The 15826-nt window shown below is 66.0% G+C and carries 12 protein-coding genes, 2 pseudogenes and 1 riboswitch; of the genes and pseudogenes, 9 read left to right on the top strand and 5 right to left on the bottom strand.

Features of this window, described 5'->3' with window-relative positions; translation table 11 throughout:
* Nucleotides 1–3: 3 nt before the first annotated feature.
* Both ACVIN2_RS07080 and ACVIN2_RS07075 read left to right on the top strand, forming a co-directional pair.
* Entirely contained in the window at nucleotides 4–1698 is a 1695-nt protein-coding gene (locus ACVIN2_RS07080) for a ShlB/FhaC/HecB family hemolysin secretion/activation protein (protein WP_456765043.1), read from the top strand.
* A gap of 118 nt (nucleotides 1699–1816) precedes the next feature.
* Nucleotides 1817–2947, top strand: a complete 1131-nt coding sequence (locus tag ACVIN2_RS07075) for a hypothetical protein (protein WP_456765042.1) — start codon at nucleotides 1817–1819, stop codon at nucleotides 2945–2947.
* A 15-nt stretch (nucleotides 2948–2962) separates the two neighbouring features.
* Here ACVIN2_RS07075 and bluB read toward each other — a convergent pair whose 3' ends face one another.
* Genes bluB through cobU form a run of 3 tightly spaced genes read right to left on the bottom strand, consistent with a single transcriptional unit; the run spans nucleotide 2963 to nucleotide 4882 of the window.
* Nucleotides 2963–3595, bottom strand: a complete 633-nt coding sequence (gene bluB, locus ACVIN2_RS07070) for a 5,6-dimethylbenzimidazole synthase (RefSeq protein WP_456765041.1) — start codon at nucleotides 3593–3595, stop codon at nucleotides 2963–2965.
* Nucleotides 3596–3599: 4 nt separating this feature from the next.
* On the bottom strand, nucleotides 3600–4382 hold the full coding sequence (gene cobS / locus ACVIN2_RS07065) for an adenosylcobinamide-GDP ribazoletransferase (protein ID WP_456765040.1): 783 nt from the start codon (nucleotides 4380–4382) through the stop codon (nucleotides 3600–3602).
* Nucleotides 4379–4882: a bifunctional adenosylcobinamide kinase/adenosylcobinamide-phosphate guanylyltransferase gene (gene cobU / locus ACVIN2_RS07060; protein WP_456765039.1), complete on the bottom strand. Its 504-nt coding sequence runs from the start codon at nucleotides 4880–4882 to the stop codon at nucleotides 4379–4381. The genes cobS and cobU overlap by 4 nt, the downstream gene beginning before the upstream one ends.
* 121 nt (nucleotides 4883–5003) lie before the next feature.
* On the opposite strand from cobU, the gene cbiB reads away from it, so the two are divergent.
* Together cbiB and cobD are read left to right on the top strand one after the other, a co-directional pair.
* A complete protein-coding gene (gene cbiB / locus ACVIN2_RS07055) occupies nucleotides 5004–5945 on the top strand; it encodes an adenosylcobinamide-phosphate synthase CbiB (protein ID WP_456765038.1) in 942 nt (313 codons plus the stop codon).
* Nucleotides 5946–5956: 11 nt separating this feature from the next.
* A complete protein-coding gene (cobD, locus tag ACVIN2_RS07050; RefSeq protein WP_456765037.1) occupies nucleotides 5957–6919 on the top strand; it encodes a threonine-phosphate decarboxylase CobD in 963 nt (320 codons plus the stop codon).
* Here cobD and ACVIN2_RS07045 read toward each other — a convergent pair.
* Nucleotides 6908–8357, bottom strand: a pseudogene (locus tag ACVIN2_RS07045) (cobyric acid synthase). The gene cobD and the pseudogene ACVIN2_RS07045 sit on opposite strands and share 12 nt — an antisense overlap.
* Nucleotides 8358–8367: 10 nt before the next feature.
* Nucleotides 8368–9003 carry a cob(I)yrinic acid a,c-diamide adenosyltransferase gene (gene cobO / locus ACVIN2_RS07040; RefSeq protein WP_456765036.1) on the bottom strand — a complete coding sequence of 212 codons (636 nt, stop codon included), beginning with the start codon at nucleotides 9001–9003 and terminating at the stop codon, nucleotides 8368–8370.
* Between the two features lie 40 nt (nucleotides 9004–9043).
* A riboswitch (cobalamin riboswitch) is annotated at nucleotides 9044–9261 on the top strand.
* Nucleotides 9262–9356: 95 nt separating this feature from the next.
* Here cobO and ACVIN2_RS07035 point away from each other — a divergent pair.
* The 5 genes and pseudogenes from ACVIN2_RS07035 (at nucleotide 9357) to ACVIN2_RS07015 (ending at nucleotide 15824) form a co-directional block, all read left to right on the top strand.
* Nucleotides 9357–9740 (top strand): DUF1636 family protein, encoded by a 384-nt coding sequence (locus tag ACVIN2_RS07035; RefSeq protein WP_456765035.1) that lies wholly within the window; start codon nucleotides 9357–9359, stop codon nucleotides 9738–9740.
* Nucleotides 9737–10786, top strand: coding sequence for a cobalamin biosynthesis protein CobW (cobW, locus tag ACVIN2_RS07030; protein ID WP_456765034.1), 1050 nt, complete (start codon nucleotides 9737–9739; stop codon nucleotides 10784–10786). The genes ACVIN2_RS07035 and cobW overlap by 4 nt, the downstream gene beginning before the upstream one ends.
* A pseudogene (gene cobN, locus ACVIN2_RS07025) lies at nucleotides 10786–14035 on the top strand (cobaltochelatase subunit CobN). Before cobW ends, cobN begins: the two are co-directional and overlap by 1 nt.
* Complete coding sequence (cobG, locus tag ACVIN2_RS07020) at nucleotides 14032–15195, top strand: precorrin-3B synthase (protein WP_456765033.1); 1164 nt, start codon at nucleotides 14032–14034, stop codon at nucleotides 15193–15195. The pseudogene cobN and the gene cobG overlap by 4 nt, the downstream one beginning before the upstream one ends.
* Nucleotides 15195–15824, top strand: coding sequence for a precorrin-8X methylmutase (locus ACVIN2_RS07015; RefSeq protein WP_456765032.1), 630 nt, complete (start codon nucleotides 15195–15197; stop codon nucleotides 15822–15824). Before cobG ends, ACVIN2_RS07015 begins: the two co-directional genes overlap by 1 nt.
* The last annotated feature ends 2 nt before the right edge of the window (nucleotides 15825–15826 follow it).

Here is a 15826-nt window from a genome sequence, read left to right as displayed (position 1 = left end):
GGGATGCGGATTTGGGGGGCAGCGTTAGGGCTTGGGCTGGCAGCGTCGTGCATCGCCTCCGCGCGGGCGCAGATTCCGTCGATCAATCCCGGCGTGATCCAGAACGATGTCGACCGGCAACGCCGGCAGCTCGAACAGCAGAGCGCGCCGCCCAAGCTCAAGGGGCCGGCGGTGATCGGCGGTGAGCGGGAGAAGTCCCAGCTCCTGAAGCCGGGCGGGCCGAAATTCCGCCTGCGCAAGGTCGAGTTCGACGCCTCCAAGTTCATCACGCCGGCCGAGCTCGACGAGATCGCGAAGAAGTATGTCGGCAAGAACGTCGACATCGCCTCGCTGCTGCAGCTCGTCGCCGACATCAACGCCGTCTATACCGAGCGCGGCATCGTCACGGGCATCGCGACGCTGCCCGAGCAGGATGCCAAGGGCGGCATCGTCCGCGTCAAGCTGACCGAAGGCCGGCTGCAGAAGACGACCATCGAGGGCAACAAGCAGACCCGCACCGAGTACATCCTTCAGCGCGTGAAGGAGCCCGAAGGCGAGGTCCTCGACGTTCCAAAGCTCAATCGCGATGTGATCTGGTTCAATCGTACCAACGACGTGCAGATCAAGGCGCTGCTGCAACCCGGCACGAGCTTTGGCCTGACCGATCTCCAGTTCGCCGTGATCGAGCCGCCGGTCGACACCTTGCAGCTCTTCACCGACAATCAGGGCGCGGAAAACACCGGGCGTTGGGAGGGCGGGGCCTTCTACAAGCGCCACGGCCTGTTCGGCGTCGACGACCGCTTGACCTTCTACGGCGTCCGTTCCGACGGCAACCTCAACGGCAACGTCGCCTACAGCATCCCGGTCAATCCCTGGGGCGGCCGCGCCGGCGTCAGCTATACCGAAGGCAAGATCAAGATCATCCAGGGACCGTTCGTCGCGCTCGACGTCACCGGACGCTCGAGCCAGGCCGCGGTCAATTTCAGCCAGCCGGTCTGGGTGACGCAGAACTGGCTGGTGCTGCTCAACGCTGCGGAGACCGAGGGCAAGACGGTCAGCCGCTTCGCCACGGTCGCCGTGACCCAGGATCATTACGACAAGGCCACGGCCGGCCTCTCGGTGACCAATTCCGGCAACACCTATTCGATCACGGTCTCACCGGCGGTGAACTACATCACGTGGCAAGACCACGTGCTCGGCAATAATCGCACGTTCAACACCTATACCGGCTCCATGTTCGCGACCAGCGCCGCAGGGCCGGCAAATTTCAGCACCAATGTGCTGGCGAGCTGGCAGTACACGCAGGAAAAGCTGCTGCCGGGCGACCAGATCTTCTCGATCGGCGGCCCCACCACCGTGCGCGGTTATCCCTCCAACTCGGCGTCCGGCGACAGCGGCTATTATTTCAATGCCGAGCTGCACTACAACTGGTCGCAATGGCTCAGGGGTTTCGACACCTATATCTTCACGGACTGGGGTGCGGTGTATTCGACGTTCCCCGGGATCACCGAGCTGGGCTCGGTCGGCGTTGGCTTCTCCTGGACCTACGCCTCGTTCATGACCTTCGAGGCCAATTACGCGACACCGCTCAAGATGGCGGTCTCGACCCAGCACCACTACGAGGCCTATGGCCGTGTCATTCTCCGGCCGTTGTTGATGTTCCAGAAGCAGGAAAGCCCCGCGCCTTTGGCGGCGGTTGCTGGCAGGAGCAAGTCGTAGTGATTTCGGCGGAGTGGTTCGGGCAGCACCTGGCCGCCCGGATCAGCATTCCGGGGTTGATTAAATCGACGCCTTGCGGTTGCATAGGCCAGTTCCGCTACTGGACGGGCGAACGCAGATGGCCGCCACAGAACCAACCGAGCCGGTCGTGCAGAGCCTGGAGCGCTATCGCCTGCGCCTCGGCTTCTGGCAGGCCATCTGGGGCACGCTGATCAGTGGCGGCGTGGCTGTCGCCATTCCGGCCGCGGTCGAAGCCTACAAAGCGCGGCTCGATCTCAGGAAAGCCGAGCAGGAGGTTGCTCTCAAGCAAAAAGAGATCGAGGGCAAGGCCCAGGATCTACACCAAACCTACATCTCGAAATTCATCGACACGGCTCTGAACCAGGACATCGAACTGCGTCTGCGCTTCTCGGAATACTTCTCCTATGTCTCGGACAAGGAGAGCAGAGACCAATGGAGGCTGTATCATGACGAGCTGGAGAAGCGGCGCGACGCGATAAGAAAGAGCATCAATGACAAGGAGATGGACGCGGCGCATCTGAGCGCGCTTCCTAAACCGAGCGAGGCCGAACAGATCAAAATGGCGGCCTTGCGAAGAGAGCTCTATTGGAATTATGCGGAGGTCGGATACGCAAGGCAGGACAGCAATATCACTGTGCCGAGCCTACCGGCCGTTGCCCCGCGGTTCGATTCGAAAGCCATTCAATCGGAGGCTGAGCAACTCTTTGACCAGGCCATCATTGATCCTCAGCGCATGTCCGATGTCGATAAGATGGTTGGGCGCATCCAGGCCAACAAGGAGCGATACCAAGCCATTGAAACCAAGACCAGTGTGCCATGGTACGTCGTGGCGTTGCTTCACGGTGACGTCAATTTCGATTTTTCGCGTCATTTGAACGGCGACCCGCTGTCCGCCAGAACTGTGAATGTGCCGAAGGGGCATCCTTCGCAGGGTGATCCGCCGTTCCCTTGGGAGGATAGCACAATCGACCTCCTAACCCTCGTTGGTTGGCAAGGCATCGATTGGTCCGGCGTCGGAACTGTCCTATTCCGGCTGGAAACCTACAACGGGCTCGGTTATCGGAATCACAATGCCAGATCGCCGTATATCTGGGGGTGCACCAATTTGTACGTTTCCGGAAAGTTCGGACGTGACGCTACGTATGATCCAAATCTGAAAGATACGCGATGTGGTGTGGGTGCGGCGTTGAAAGTGCTCACGCAACGCAGAATCGTTGAGCTACCGTAGCGGATATTGAGTCGTCTAGCGCTTCAGGGTGAACGCGTCCGCGCCGCGCCGATGCTCCCATTTCGCCAACTCGAGCTCAGGCTGCTCGCATTCAACTTCCGGATAGCCGATGCAGAGATAGGCGATGAATTTCCAGGTGTCGGGCACGTCGAGAATGGCGTGGATGCGATCCGGATGGAGGATCGAGACCCAGCCAAGCCCGATGCCATCGGCGCGCGCGGCCAGCCACATCGCGGTGATCGCCGCGACCACGGAATATTCCGTCGTCTCCGGCATCGTCGCGCGGCCGAGGCCGTGACCGACGTCGCTGGCCTTGTCCGCAAACACGGCGAGGTGGCCGGGGGCCTGTTCGAGACCCGAGAGTTTCAGCGTAGCATAGCGCGCTGCGCGCTCACCGGCATAGGCATTCAGCGCGTCGGCGTTGCACGCTTTGAAATCGTCGATCACGGCGCGACGCCGCGCGTCGTCGTCGACGATGACGAAGCGCCAGGGCTGGCTGAGGCCGACCGAAGGCGAGAGACAGGCCGTCTCGATCAGGCGATCGATGGCGCCGTCAGGCAACGGATCGGCGCGAAAGCGGCGCACGTCGCGGCGCCACACGAACAGCTCGCGCAAGTGCTGGCGGAAGGTGTCGTCGAATTCAACCATCGCGTCACCCTCCGATCTGGAAAGCTGCGGCAACCAGCAGGATCAGAATCTCGCCAGTCTGCTCAAACGCGCCGAGGATGTCGCCGGTCTGCCCGCCAATCTGGCGGATGGCAAGTCGCGCCAGCATCAGGCCGGCGAGGGAGAGCAGGATCAGGCTCACCAGCGCCTTGCCGGGCCCCAGCGCGAGCGTGAGCGTGAGGATTCCAACAGCGAATGCGATCGCAACGCTGCGGCCCGGCGGTGATCCGGCGCTCGCCGACAGGCCGTCAGGTCGCGCAGGCGCGACCTGCGACATGAAGGCCGGCAAGCCCGCGCGGGCCGCAGTATGCGCAGCGCACAGCGCGAGCGCGACGGCCCACGGATTGGCGATCGCCGCGAGCGCGCTCCAGCGCAGGCCGAACGACAGGATCAGCGCGCAGACGCCATAGGTGCCGATCCGGCTGTCGCGCATGATCTCGAGCTTGCGCTCGCGGGTGCGGCCGCCGCCGAGCCCGTCGGCAGTATCGGCAAGGCCGTCCTCGTGCAGCGCGCCGGTGACGAGGGCGGTCGCGGCCAGCGCGAGCAGCGCGGCAAGGTTCGGTGCCAGACCGAACCGGCTCGCGACCTTGTAGACCAAGGCGCCGGCAAGGCCGACCAGCAGTCCTGCGACGGGCAACGCCCAGGTCGCGCGTGCGACAGCGCCGTCGGCTGCGGGCTTCGACGATGCGACGGGGAGGATCGTCACGAACGATGCCGCCATCCTGAGATCGGCGATGACGTCTCGCAAGAGTTGGTCGCGCGGCATCATTTCAGTTTCATCGGCAGGCCGGCGACGACGAATTCGACTTCGTCGGCGACTTCAGCGATGACCTGGTTCATGATCCCGGCGGCGTCGCGAAAGCTGCGCGCCAGCGCGTTGTCGGGCACGATGCCAAGGCCAACTTCATTGGTGACGAGAACGACGGGGCTTTTCAACCGGGGCAGGGCGCCGGCAAGCTCCTCGATCTCGCGTTCCCAGTCGCGCTCCGAATGCATCAGGTTGGAGAGCCACAGCGTCAGGCAATCGACGAGCCGCGCGCCGCCGCCGTCCGTGGCGAGCAGCGCGGGCACGAGACCGAGCGGCACTTCGCGTTCGATCCAGTCGGTTCCGCGGCGCGCGCGATGTCTGGCGATGCGCGCCTCCATTTCGGCATCGAGAGCCTCGGCCGTCGCGAGATAGACCGGCTGCCCGGGAAAGGCGCGCGTGCGCATCTCCGCGCGCTTGCTCTTGCCCGATCGCGCTCCGCCGGTGATCAAAATGACGGCCATAAAGTCTCCTGTCGGCCTGCACTAATCACCAAACGCGGCCAAAAACAAAGCCGAAATCCGCCAATCAGGGGCTTGCGCTCCGGCCACCCTTTGCGCAACAGGGGCAGGACAGGAGGCGGGTGTGGGTTTTGCGGGTGCGATGGCGGTTGCGATGGTGGTGGATGCCCTGGTGGGCTGGCCGTCGTGGTTGTTCGCGCAGATCGGCCATCCCGTCACCTGGCTGGGCTGGCTGATTTCTGCCATCGACAAGGCCTGGAATCGACCGTCTGATCCGCCGGCATTCCGCCGCGCCGCTGGTCTCGCCGGAGCGCTCGCGGTGATCGGACTCTCGGTCGCGCTCGGCTGGGCACTTCAGTCTCTGCTTCCGTTGGGTTCGATCCAGATCGTGCTGGTCGGCGTCGTGGCCTGGCCGCTGGTCGCCTTGCGTTCGCTGCACGACCACGTTGCTGCCGTCGCAAATCAGATGCGGGCCGGTGACATCCCCGCCGCGCGCGACGCGGTCTCGCGCATCGTCGGCCGCGATCCCCTGACGCTCGACGAGGCCGGGATCGCGCGCGCGGCGATCGAGAGCCTCGCCGAGAATGCGTCCGACGGCATCGTCGCACCGGTGTTCTGGGGCGCGATGTTCGGTCTTCCCGGCATTTTGGGCTACAAGGCGATCAACACGCTGGACTCCATGATCGGCCATCGCTCCGAACGCCACGAAGCCTTCGGCTGGGCCGCGGCGCGCATCGACGATGTTGCCAATTTCATCCCGGCGCGGCTGACCGGATTTCTGTTCGTGCTGCTGGCGCCCCAGCGATCCGAGGCACTGTCGTGCATGATGCGCGATGCACGCCGACACCGTTCGCCCAATGCGGGCTGGCCGGAGGCAGCCATGGCGGGTGCGCTTGGCGTGCGGCTCAGCGGTCCGCGAATCTATCACGGCAGCACCACCAACGAGCCCTGGCTGAACGAAGGTGCGCGCGATCCGCTTGCCGCCGACATCGATCGGGGATTGACGGTTTACCGTCGCGCCATGCTGCTGCTCGCCGGCCTCCTTGCGATCCTGGCCTTCGCGTGAAAGAACAGCGCATGCGCGAGCACGGTGGAAATCTCGATCAGGCCCAGCAACGTTTCGGCGGTCGCGCGGAGGACTGGATCGATCTGTCGACCGGGATCAACCGCCTGCCTTATCCCGTGGGCGAGGTGAGCTCGCGCGCGTGGAGCGCGTTGCCGTCGCGCGCCGAGATCGAGGCGCTGCATCAGGCGGCGCGGCACGCTTACCGCACGAGTGCGGCGGTTGTCGCACTTGGCGGCGCCCAGGCCGCGATCCAACTGCTGCCGCAACTTCCGCCGGCAGGCCGCGCGTGCATCCTCGCGCCGACCTACAATGAATATGCGGGGGTCCTCTCGGCCGCGGGCTGGGAGGTCCAGGAGGTCGGGGAGCTCGACGCGCTGGCGGGCGCGGACGTCGCCATTGTCGTCAATCCCAACAATCCTGACGGCCGATGCCATCCGCGAAAGGATTTGCTGGCGCTGCTGCCGCGCGTCGGCCGTCTCGTCATCGACGAGAGTTTCGCCGATGCGGCCCCGCAGCTGTCACTTGCATCCGAGGACCGGCCGGGGCTGCTGATCCTGCGCTCCTTCGGAAAGTTTTACGGCCTTGCCGGCCTGCGGCTCGGTTTCGCTCTCGGCAATGCGTCCGACATCGCCAGGATCGCCGCGATGTCGGGACCTTGGCCGGTCTCGGGAGCGGCAATCGCGATCGGTTGCCGCGCTCTGTATGACGATGCCTGGGCCGAGGCCACCTCCGCGCGGCTCGCGCGTGACTGCGCTCGCCTCGATGGCATGGTGCAGTCGCAAGGCTTGACGGTCATTGGCGGGACGCAGCTGTTTCGTCTCTACGCGACGCCTGACGCGCTTGCCGCGCAGGAAAAGCTGGCGCGTCGCCATATCTGGTCTCGCGTGTTCGCGCGGGAGCCGGCATGGCTGCGCCTCGGGCTTCCGGGCGGCGAACCCGAATGGTCGCGCCTGGCCGAGGCGCTAGCGCGCTAGCGCGAGCAGGCCTTCGACGTCGAGATGGGCTTCGATGTGATCGGCAAGGGCATCGAGCGCGCTCTCGACCCTGGCGTGATAGGGCTCGTCGCCTGCGGGAATGTCGAGCTTCGCCAAAAACGCCTTGCGAAAATCGTCCGACGTGAACAGACCGTGCAGATAGCTGCCCTGCACACGTCCGTCGCGCGAGATCGCGCCTTCCGGTTCGCCGTTCAACCTTGCGAATGGACGCGCGCGATCCGGCCCATCAGTGCGGCCGATGTGGATTTCATAAGCCTCGATCGGCTGATCCGTCGCGGCAATGCACGGCCGCGACACGCGTCAGCGTCTTCTCCGAGCTCATCACCGTTTCCACATCCAGAAGTCCGAGACCCGGTGTGTCGCCGGCGGGTCCCTCGATCCCATCGGGATCAGTGACGCTGTGTCCGAGCATCTGATAGCCGCCGCAGAGGCCGAGCACATGGCCGCCTCTGCGGGAATGCGCCAGCAGATCAATGTCCCAGCCTTGCGCGCGCAGAAAGGCGAGATCGCCGCGCGTGGATTTTGAGCCGGGGATGATGACGAGCCTGACGTCGCCGGGAATGGCCTCGCCCGACCGCACCATCACGAGATCGACGCCGGGCTCGAGCTTGAGCGGATCGAGATCGTCGAAATTGGCAATCCGCGACAGCGCGAGACAGGCGATCTTGCATTGGCCCGGCTTGCGCGCATCGCTCAGGCCGAGCGCATCCTCGGCGGGCAGCTCGCCGGCGCGCGCGAACCAGGGCAGCACGCCAAAGCCGCGCCATGCGGTCTTTTCTTCGATCAGTCTGTAGCCGTCGTCGAACAGCGTGGGATCGCCGCGGAACTTGTTGATGACAAATCCCTGGATCATCGCGGCATCATCCGGGTCGATTACCGCCTTGATGCCGACGAGTTGCGCGATGACACCGCCGCGGTCGATGTCGCCGACCAGCACGACCGGCACGTCGGCCTTGCGCGCAAAGCCCATATTGGCGATGTCGGCCTTGCGCAGGTTCACCTCGGCCGGGCTGCCGGCGCCTTCCACCAGCACGAGATCGGCGCGCGCCTTCAGCCGCTCGAAGCTCTCCAGCACGGCGCCCATCAATGACGGCTTCATCGCCGCATATTCACGCGCACGCGCGGTCGCGATGCGTTTTCCCTGCACGATCACCTGCGCGCCGACATCGGTCTCGGGCTTGAGCAGCACCGGGTTCATGTCGGTGTGCGGCTCGACGCCAGCGGCGAGCGCCTGGAGCGCCTGGGCGCGGCCGATCTCGCCGCCGTCGACCGTGACGGCCGCATTGTTCGACATGTTCTGCGGCTTGAACGGGAGCACGCGCAGGCCGCGTCGCACAAAGGCGCGCGCGAGGCCGGCGACGATGAGCGACTTGCCCACGTCCGAGCCGGCCCCCTGGATCATCAATGCGCGCGCCATCGCGAGTTTCTTAGAACTCGACGCCGGCTTGCGCCTTGATGCCGGAGCGGAAGGGATGCTTGACCAGCGTCATCTCGGTGACGAGATCGGCGATCTCGATCAGCTCGTCCTTGGCGTTGCGCCCGGTAAGCACGACATGCGTCATCGGCGGCTTCGAGGTCGCCAGGAAATCGACAACCTCCGCGATGTCGAGATAGTCGTAGCGCAGCGCGATGTTGATCTCGTCGAGCACGACCATGCGGAGATTCTGGTCGAGGATCAGCTCCTTGGCCTTCTCCCAGCCGGCGCGGGCGGCCGCGATGTCGCGGGCGCGGTCCTGCGTCTCCCAGGTAAAGCCTTCGCCCATGGCGTGGAATTGGCAGAGGTCGCCGAAATGGCCGGTGAGCATGCGGCGCTCGCCGGTATCCCAGGCGCCCTTGATGAACTGCACGACCGCACAGGGAAAGCCATGGGCGACGCAGCGGACGATCATGCCGAAGGCCGAGGACGACTTGCCCTTGCCGGCGCCGGTGTGGACGATGATGAGGCCCTTTTCGCCGCTCTTGGTCGCCATGATCTTGTCGCGGGCGACCTTCTTCTTCGCCATTTTCGAGGCGTGACGGGCGTCGGTTTCGTCGGCCGTCTGGGTATCCGGTTCTGACGTCATCGGACGGGGTCCTTCGGCTTGACAAGAGGCGGTCGGGGGCAAATGGTGGCCCGACGTTGGTTCCTGTCCTACGACAGGCGAAGAGGGAATGCGATAGGGTCCGAATCGGCAAGATTTGGTTCCAAAATGCAGCCGCCCCCGCGACCGTGACCGGAGAGATGCCCGAAGCCACTGATCCCCATGAGATCGGGAAGGCGGGGATCGAAGGGGAAACCCTGCTCCGGAAGCCGGGAGACCTGCCAACGCGGACGATTTTGGACCGGCGGACGGGGTGTTCCGCGACGGGGAAACGGGCCTTCGCAAGAACGGTTCGTGGGCCTCTTCGCTTCCCGCTGTTTATTCTGGAAGAAGCGATGACCGTCACACTTCATGTCTGCATCACCTGCCGCGCCGGCGAGACGCTTGGCGAGGGCGAGACGACGCCCGGCAAGCGCCTGCATGGTGCGATCCTCGAGGCCGGCGTGCCCGAGGGCGTCAGCGTGGTTCCCGTCGAATGCCTGTCTGCATGCAACCAGGGTTGCTCGGTCGCGCTCAGCGCGCCCGGCCGCTGGTCCTATGTCTATGGTCGCCTCTCGGATGCGCATGCGAGCGACGTGGTCGCGGGCGCCGCGGCCTATGCGGCCGCGCCCGACGGCCTCGTGCCCTGGCGCAGCCGCCCGGAGATCTTCCGCAAGCAATCGCTTGCCCGCATTCCCCCCATTCTCCCCTTGGCCGTCGTGCCGGAGGCTGCCGAATGAATTCGCTCGCAAAAGTCCCGGTCACGGTCGTCACGGGCTTTCTCGGCTCCGGCAAGACCACGCTGATCCAGCATCTGCTCGCCAACGCCAACGGCAAGAAGCTCGCGGTGCTCGTCAACGAGTTCGGCAGCGAAGGCGTCGATGGCGAGATTCTGAAATCCTGCGCCGATGCGAATTGCCCGGAAGAGAACATCATCGAGCTCGCCAATGGCTGCATCTGCTGCACTGTCGCCGACGATTTCATTCCGACCATGGAGAAGCTGCTGTCGCGGCCGGTGCGGCCCGATCATATCCTGATCGAGACCTCGGGCCTGGCTCTGCCCAAACCGCTGCTGAAGGCGTTCGACTGGCCGGAGATCCGTTCGCGCATCACGGTCGACGGCGTGATCGCGCTCGCCGACGCCGAAGCTGTTGCTGCCGGCCGTTTCGCGCCCGACCCAATTGCCGTCGAAGCGCAGCGCGCGGCGGACGGCAATCTCGACCATGAGACGCCGCTGTCGGAAGTGTTTGAGGACCAGATCGCCTGCGCCGACATCGTGCTGCTGACCAAGGCGGATCTTGCGGGCGCGGCAGGGCTCGAGACAGCCAAGGCGGCGATCACCGCCGAGATGTCGCGCCGCGTGCCGATGCTGGCGATCACCGACGGCGCGATCGACGCGCGTGTCATCCTCGACCTCGGCGCTGCCGCCGAGAATGATCTCGCCGCGCGGCCCTCGCATCACGACGGCGAGGAGGATCATGAGCACGACGATTTTGCGTCCGTCGTGATCGATCTTCCTGAGGTCACCGACATCGACGTGCTGGTCGCATCCGTTCAGCGGCTGGCGCGCGAGCAGAACGTGCTGCGCGTCAAGGGTTACATCGCGGTGGAGGGCAAGCCGATGCGCCTCTTGCTGCAAGCGGTCGGCGAGCGCGTGCGGCACCAGTTCGACAAGCCCTGGGGCGCGGGTGCGAGGCGGTCAAAGCTCGTCGTGATCGGCGAGCACGGAAACATTGATGAAGCCGCGATCAAGGCGGGACTTGGTCTTTCAGGATCTGGTATCTAATGCACGTAGTCTTCCGCGAGAGCCGCGGTCTCGAGGAGACCGCGATACCAAGGGACATCGGCCAGGATCCGGCCGATCTCGTGGTGCTCTCGTATTCAGATTCCGATCTTGCCGCGTTCGCGGCCGGCTGGCGCCGTGGCCGCGACAGCCTGCCGTCGCTACGGCTCGTCAATCTCGCAGAACTCCGTCATCCGCTCTCGGTCGACACCTATATCGAGCGCACGCTGGCGCAGGCGCGCGGCATCCTCGTGCGTCTGATCGGGGGTGAGTCCTATTGGTCGTATGGGCTCGCGGCCCTGCAGCAACTGGCGAAGGAGCGCGGCATCGTGCTGGCCGTGCTGCCGGCCGACGGCCGCGACGATACGCGGCTGGATGCATATTCGACCCTGCCGGTCTCGACGCTGCGGCGGCTCAAGGTGCTCTGCGACACCGGCGCGCCCTGTCGCATCGCAAGCCGCGATCGCGCAGCTTGCGTTGGCTTCGGGCCTCTATGCGGGACCTGTTATCGGCGAGATGACCGTGCCCGAGATGGGCTTTTACGATCCCGCGCGCGGTGTCATTGCCGCGCCGGCGTTGGGTGAGGGCAGGCGGCGCGCGCTCGTGATCTTCTATCGCTCCTATCTCACCGCGGCCGACACTGGCCCGGTCGATGCCCTGATCGGCGCATTGCGCGAGAAGGGATTCGACGCGCATGGTGTGTTCGTCACCTCGCTGAAAGCCGCGGGGGTTGCGGATTGGTTGCGCGAGTATCTGGCGCATAATCCTCCGGCCGCGATCGTCAATGCGACGGCATTCTCGGCGATGGGCGACGACGGCACGACGCCGTTCGATGCCGCATCCTGCCCGGTGTTCCAGGTCGCGCTCTCCACGGCGCGGCGCGAGGATTGGGCGAGCTCGCTCCGCGGCCTGTCGCCCGGCGACCTCGCGATGCATGTGGTGCTGCCCGAGGTCGACGGTCGCCTGTTTGCGGGCGTGGTCAGCTTCAAATCGGCCGCGATGCGCGATCCCGATTTGCAATTTTCGCATCTGGCACACAGGCCCGACGACGAGCGCGTGAAGGCCGTCGGCGCGCGCGTTGCGGCCTGGCATCGCCTTGCGGAGAAGCCGGCCGCCGAAAAGCGGATGGCACTCGTACTCTCGAACTATCCGGGCCGTCCGCATCAGATTGCGCATGCGGTGGGTCTCGATGCGCTGGCCTCGGTCGAGGCCCTGGTGTCCGATCTCGCGGAGGCCGGCTTCGATGTTGCGCCGGTCCATGGACTCGGCGACACGCTGCTCGAGCAGACCTTGAGCTGGAGCGTTGCCGATTACCGCGCTGCGCTGTCGCGCCTTCCGCAAGTGTTGCAGGATGATCTCGCGCAAGCCTGGGGCGCGCCGGAGACCGATCCGGGTTGTCGCAACGGCGCGTTCCATTTCGCCGCGATTCAATGCGGCCGGTCGATCATCGCGGTTCAGCCGGAGCGCGGCGATGCGACCACGCGCGATGCCGACTATCACGATCTCGCCCGCACGCCGCGCCACGCCTATGTCGCGTTCTATCTCTGGCTCCGGCAGCAGGGCCATGATGCCGTCGTGCACATGGGCGCGCACGGCACGCTGGAATGGCTGCCGGGAAAATCCGTGGCACTGTCGCAGGCGTGCTGGCCGGAAGCCCTGATCGGCGATCTGCCCGTCATCTATCCCTTCATCGTCAACGATCCCGGCGAGGCCGCGCAGGCCAAGCGGCGCCTGGGTGCCGTCACGATCGGCCATCTGCCGCCGCAGCTCGCCGCATCAGCGGTGCCGGACGGGCTACGCAGGCTCGAACAGCTCCTCGACGAATACTCGACGGCTGATGGCCTCGATCCCGCCCGCCGCCAGCGTCTGATTGCCGCGATCCGCGATGAGGCACGCGCGGCTGGCCTGGAAGACGATCTTGGCCTCGATGCAGCCGCCGCACCGGCCGAAGCGATCCCGCGGATCGACCGCTTCGTCTGCGATCTCAAGGAAAGCCAGTTCGGCGACGGCCTGCACGTGTTCGGCCGCGGCGCCTGCGGCGACGCGGAGCGCGACGCTTTGCGGGCCGCGCTTGCAGGACAGCGCGTTGCGCCGGGTCCGTCAGGCTCACCCTATCGTGGCCGGCAGGACGTGCTGCCGACCGGGCGTAATCTCTTTGCCGTCGATCCGCGCGCGGTGCCGACGCCGTCGGCGCATGCGCAAGGCATTAAGCTCGCCGAAGAATTGCTACGTCGTCATCTGCAGGATCACGGCGACTGGCCAAAGGGCCTCGTCGTCGATCTCTGGGGCTCGGCGACGATGCGCACCGCGGGCGAGGAGTTTGCCATGGCGTTGCATCTGGCCGGCCTCGCGCCGCGCTGGGATCACGCCTCCGGCCGTGTGACCGGCTACGCCATCATCGCGCCTGCCGAGCTTGGCCGGCCCCGCATCGACGTCACGCTGCGTGTCTCGGGCCTGTTCCGCGACGTCTTCTCGGGCCTTGCGCAATTGTTCGAGGCGGCAGCCGAGGCGCTGTCGGCCCGCGAGGACGAGGGCGACGAAAATCCATATCGCCATCGCACATCGCGCGTGTTCGCGCCGCGTCCCGGACAATACGGCGTCGGCCTCTCGGCAATCCCGGACGCCTTCACGCCCGAGACGCGCGAAGCCGCCGGCGAAGCATGGCTCTCGGCATCGTCATGGGCGTTCTCGGCCGACGGCGAGATCAGGCTCGATCGTGCCGGTATCGAGAAGCGGCTCTTATCGGCCGATGCTTTTGTTCACGTGCAGGATTTGCCTGAAACCGATCTTCTGCTCGCGGCCGACTATGCCGCGCATGAGGCCGGCATTGCGGCTGCCGCAGCCTATCTCGGTGCGGCCGGACCATCGCTCTATCATCTCGACGCGACGCGCCCCGAGCAGCCGCATGCGCGTACGCTGACCGAGGAAATCTCCCGTGTCGTCCGCGCGCGCGCGGCCAACCCAGCCTGGATCGCCGGCATGATGCGCCACGGTTTTCGCGGGGCGGCCGAGATCACCGCAACGCTCGAGCATATGGCCGCCTTCGCGCATCTGGCCGCCGCGGTGCCGCCGCATCTGTTCGACCTTTACTACGATGCGACGCTCGGCAGTGAGGACGTCCGCGCCTTCATGGCCCGCGAGAATCCGGCGGCACTGGCGGCGATGGAGACGTGTTTCACGCGCCTGCATGAGGCCTCACTCTGGCGAACGCGCCGCAATTCGATCGCGGCTGCGCTGCGGGAGGCGTCATGAGCGCTTCCGTGGTCAAGGGCTGGTGTCCCGGCGCGCTGCGCCCGATGCAATCGGGCGACGGACTCGTGGTCCGCGTGCGTCCGTTCGGCGGACGGCTCGACGCGGCGCAGATCTCCGGACTGGCCCATCTCGCCGAGCGCCATGGCAATGGCCTGATCGACGTGACCAGCCGGGCCAATCTCCAGATCAGGGGCGTCAACGAGACCAGCCACAGGCTGCTGCTCGACGGCCTTTCGCAACTGGCGCTGCTCGATCCGGACGCTGAGACCGAATCCCGTCGCAACATTCTTGTGACGCCGTTCTGGCGTGCCGGCGACGCGACTCAATCGCTCGCCGCCGAACTCGAGGAGGCGCTCGCCGACAGCCAACTCGAGCTTCCAACCAAGTTCGGCTTCGCGATCGATGACGGCACCTCACGCGTGCTTGCGGGCGATTCCGCCGATGTGCGGATCGAGCGCGATGGTTCCGGCGGACTGCTGGTGCGGGCTGATGGCGACAAGCTTGGCCGCTCCGTCGCGCGTGGCGAAGCCGTGACCACCGCGCTGGCATTCGCTAAATGGTTCGTGATCTCTGGCGGCGCCAGAGGCGGGCGAGGGCGGATGGCGGCGCATCTTGCCGCCGGTGCAATCCTGCCGGTGGCATTGCGCGGCGAGGCCGAGCCGGCGCCGATCATGGCCGCGGCGCGCCCCGGCCTCTATGCGCAAGGTGCGATGGTCGGCGTCGCCTTCGGGCAGATGGCGCATGCGACGCTCGACCAGTTCGCCGGTTGCGGGCATGCGCTGCGCATGACGCCATGGCGGATGGTTTTGAGCGAAGGCAAGCGCGCGATGCCGAACGCGACCGGTCTCATCACCGAGGCCTACGATCCTGCGCTGCGCGTCATCGCGTGCAGCGGCGCGCCACGCTGTCGCGAGGCGCATGCCGATACCCGCGGTCTTGCTGCGGCCCTGGCGCCGAACATCGGCGCGGCCGCACGGCTCCACGTCTCCGGCTGTGCCAAGGGCTGCGCCCATTCCGGTCCCGCCGCCATCACTCTGGTTGCGACCGGCGCCGGCTTCGACCTCGTGCGCGCCGGGTCGACGCGCGATGAGCCCATCCTGCGGGGGCTGAACCGCGACGACATCGTCAGAGATCCCTCCATCCTGATGGGAGGGCACTGATGCCGCACACTTACGAGACCGACGGCGCGGCGATCTACCGGCAGTCCTTTGCGACCATCCGGGCCGAAGCCGATCTTGCGCGCTTCACGCCTGACGAGGAGCAGGTGGTGGTGCGGATGATCCATGCGGCCGGCATGGTGGGCCTCGAAGCGCATATCCGCTTCACATCAGGTATGGCGGTCGCCGCGCGCGCGGCCCTGCAGAGGGGCGCACCGATCCTGTGCGACGCGCGCATGGTCTCCGAAGGAATTACGCGGGCGCGGCTTCCCGCGGCCAACGCTGTCATCTGCACGCTGGGCGACGAGACTGTTCCCGCGCTCGCGCGGTCCATGCGCAACACCCGTTCGGCTGCGGCCCTGGAGCTATGGCGCCCGCATCTCGACGGCGCGATCGTGGCGATCGGCAACGCGCCGACCGCGTTGTTTCATCTCCTCAACATGCTGGACGACCGTGACTGTCCGCGGCCCGCGGCGATCATCGGCTGTCCGGTCGGCTTCGTCGGCGCGGCGGAGTCCAAGGCGGCGCTGATGGCCGATCCGAAGGTCCCCGCGCTCACGGTCGAGGGCCGCCTCGGCGGGTCCGCGATCACAGTCGCCGCCGTGAACGCACTGGCGAGCCGGAGCGAATAGCG

It is taken from the genome of Bradyrhizobium sp. USDA 3650, assembly GCF_054057395.1.
The sequence above is the reverse complement of the archived record's forward strand: the minus strand, read 5'-3'. Positions and strand labels throughout refer to the sequence as shown.

What these genes read in the sequence shown, in the direction of transcription:
- ACVIN2_RS07080 (WP_456765043.1), top strand. Translation starts at nt 4, where the DNA reads ATGCGGATTTGGGGGGCAGCGTTAGGGCTTGGGCTGGCAGCGTCGTGC.
- ACVIN2_RS07075 (WP_456765042.1), top strand. Translation starts at nt 1,817, where the DNA reads ATGGCCGCCACAGAACCAACCGAGCCGGTCGTGCAGAGCCTGGAGCGC.
- bluB (WP_456765041.1), bottom strand. Translation starts at nt 3,595, where the DNA reads ATGGTTGAATTCGACGACACCTTCCGCCAGCACTTGCGCGAGCTGTTC.
- cobS (WP_456765040.1), bottom strand. Translation starts at nt 4,382, where the DNA reads ATGATGCCGCGCGACCAACTCTTGCGAGACGTCATCGCCGATCTCAGG.
- cobU (WP_456765039.1), bottom strand. Translation starts at nt 4,882, where the DNA reads ATGGCCGTCATTTTGATCACCGGCGGAGCGCGATCGGGCAAGAGCAAG.
- cobD (WP_456765037.1), top strand. Translation starts at nt 5,957, where the DNA reads ATGCGCGAGCACGGTGGAAATCTCGATCAGGCCCAGCAACGTTTCGGC.
- cobO (WP_456765036.1), bottom strand. Translation starts at nt 9,003, where the DNA reads ATGACGTCAGAACCGGATACCCAGACGGCCGACGAAACCGACGCCCGT.
- ACVIN2_RS07035 (WP_456765035.1), top strand. Translation starts at nt 9,357, where the DNA reads ATGACCGTCACACTTCATGTCTGCATCACCTGCCGCGCCGGCGAGACG.
- cobW (WP_456765034.1), top strand. Translation starts at nt 9,737, where the DNA reads ATGAATTCGCTCGCAAAAGTCCCGGTCACGGTCGTCACGGGCTTTCTC.
- cobG (WP_456765033.1), top strand. Translation starts at nt 14,032, where the DNA reads ATGAGCGCTTCCGTGGTCAAGGGCTGGTGTCCCGGCGCGCTGCGCCCG.
- ACVIN2_RS07015 (WP_456765032.1), top strand. Translation starts at nt 15,195, where the DNA reads ATGCCGCACACTTACGAGACCGACGGCGCGGCGATCTACCGGCAGTCC.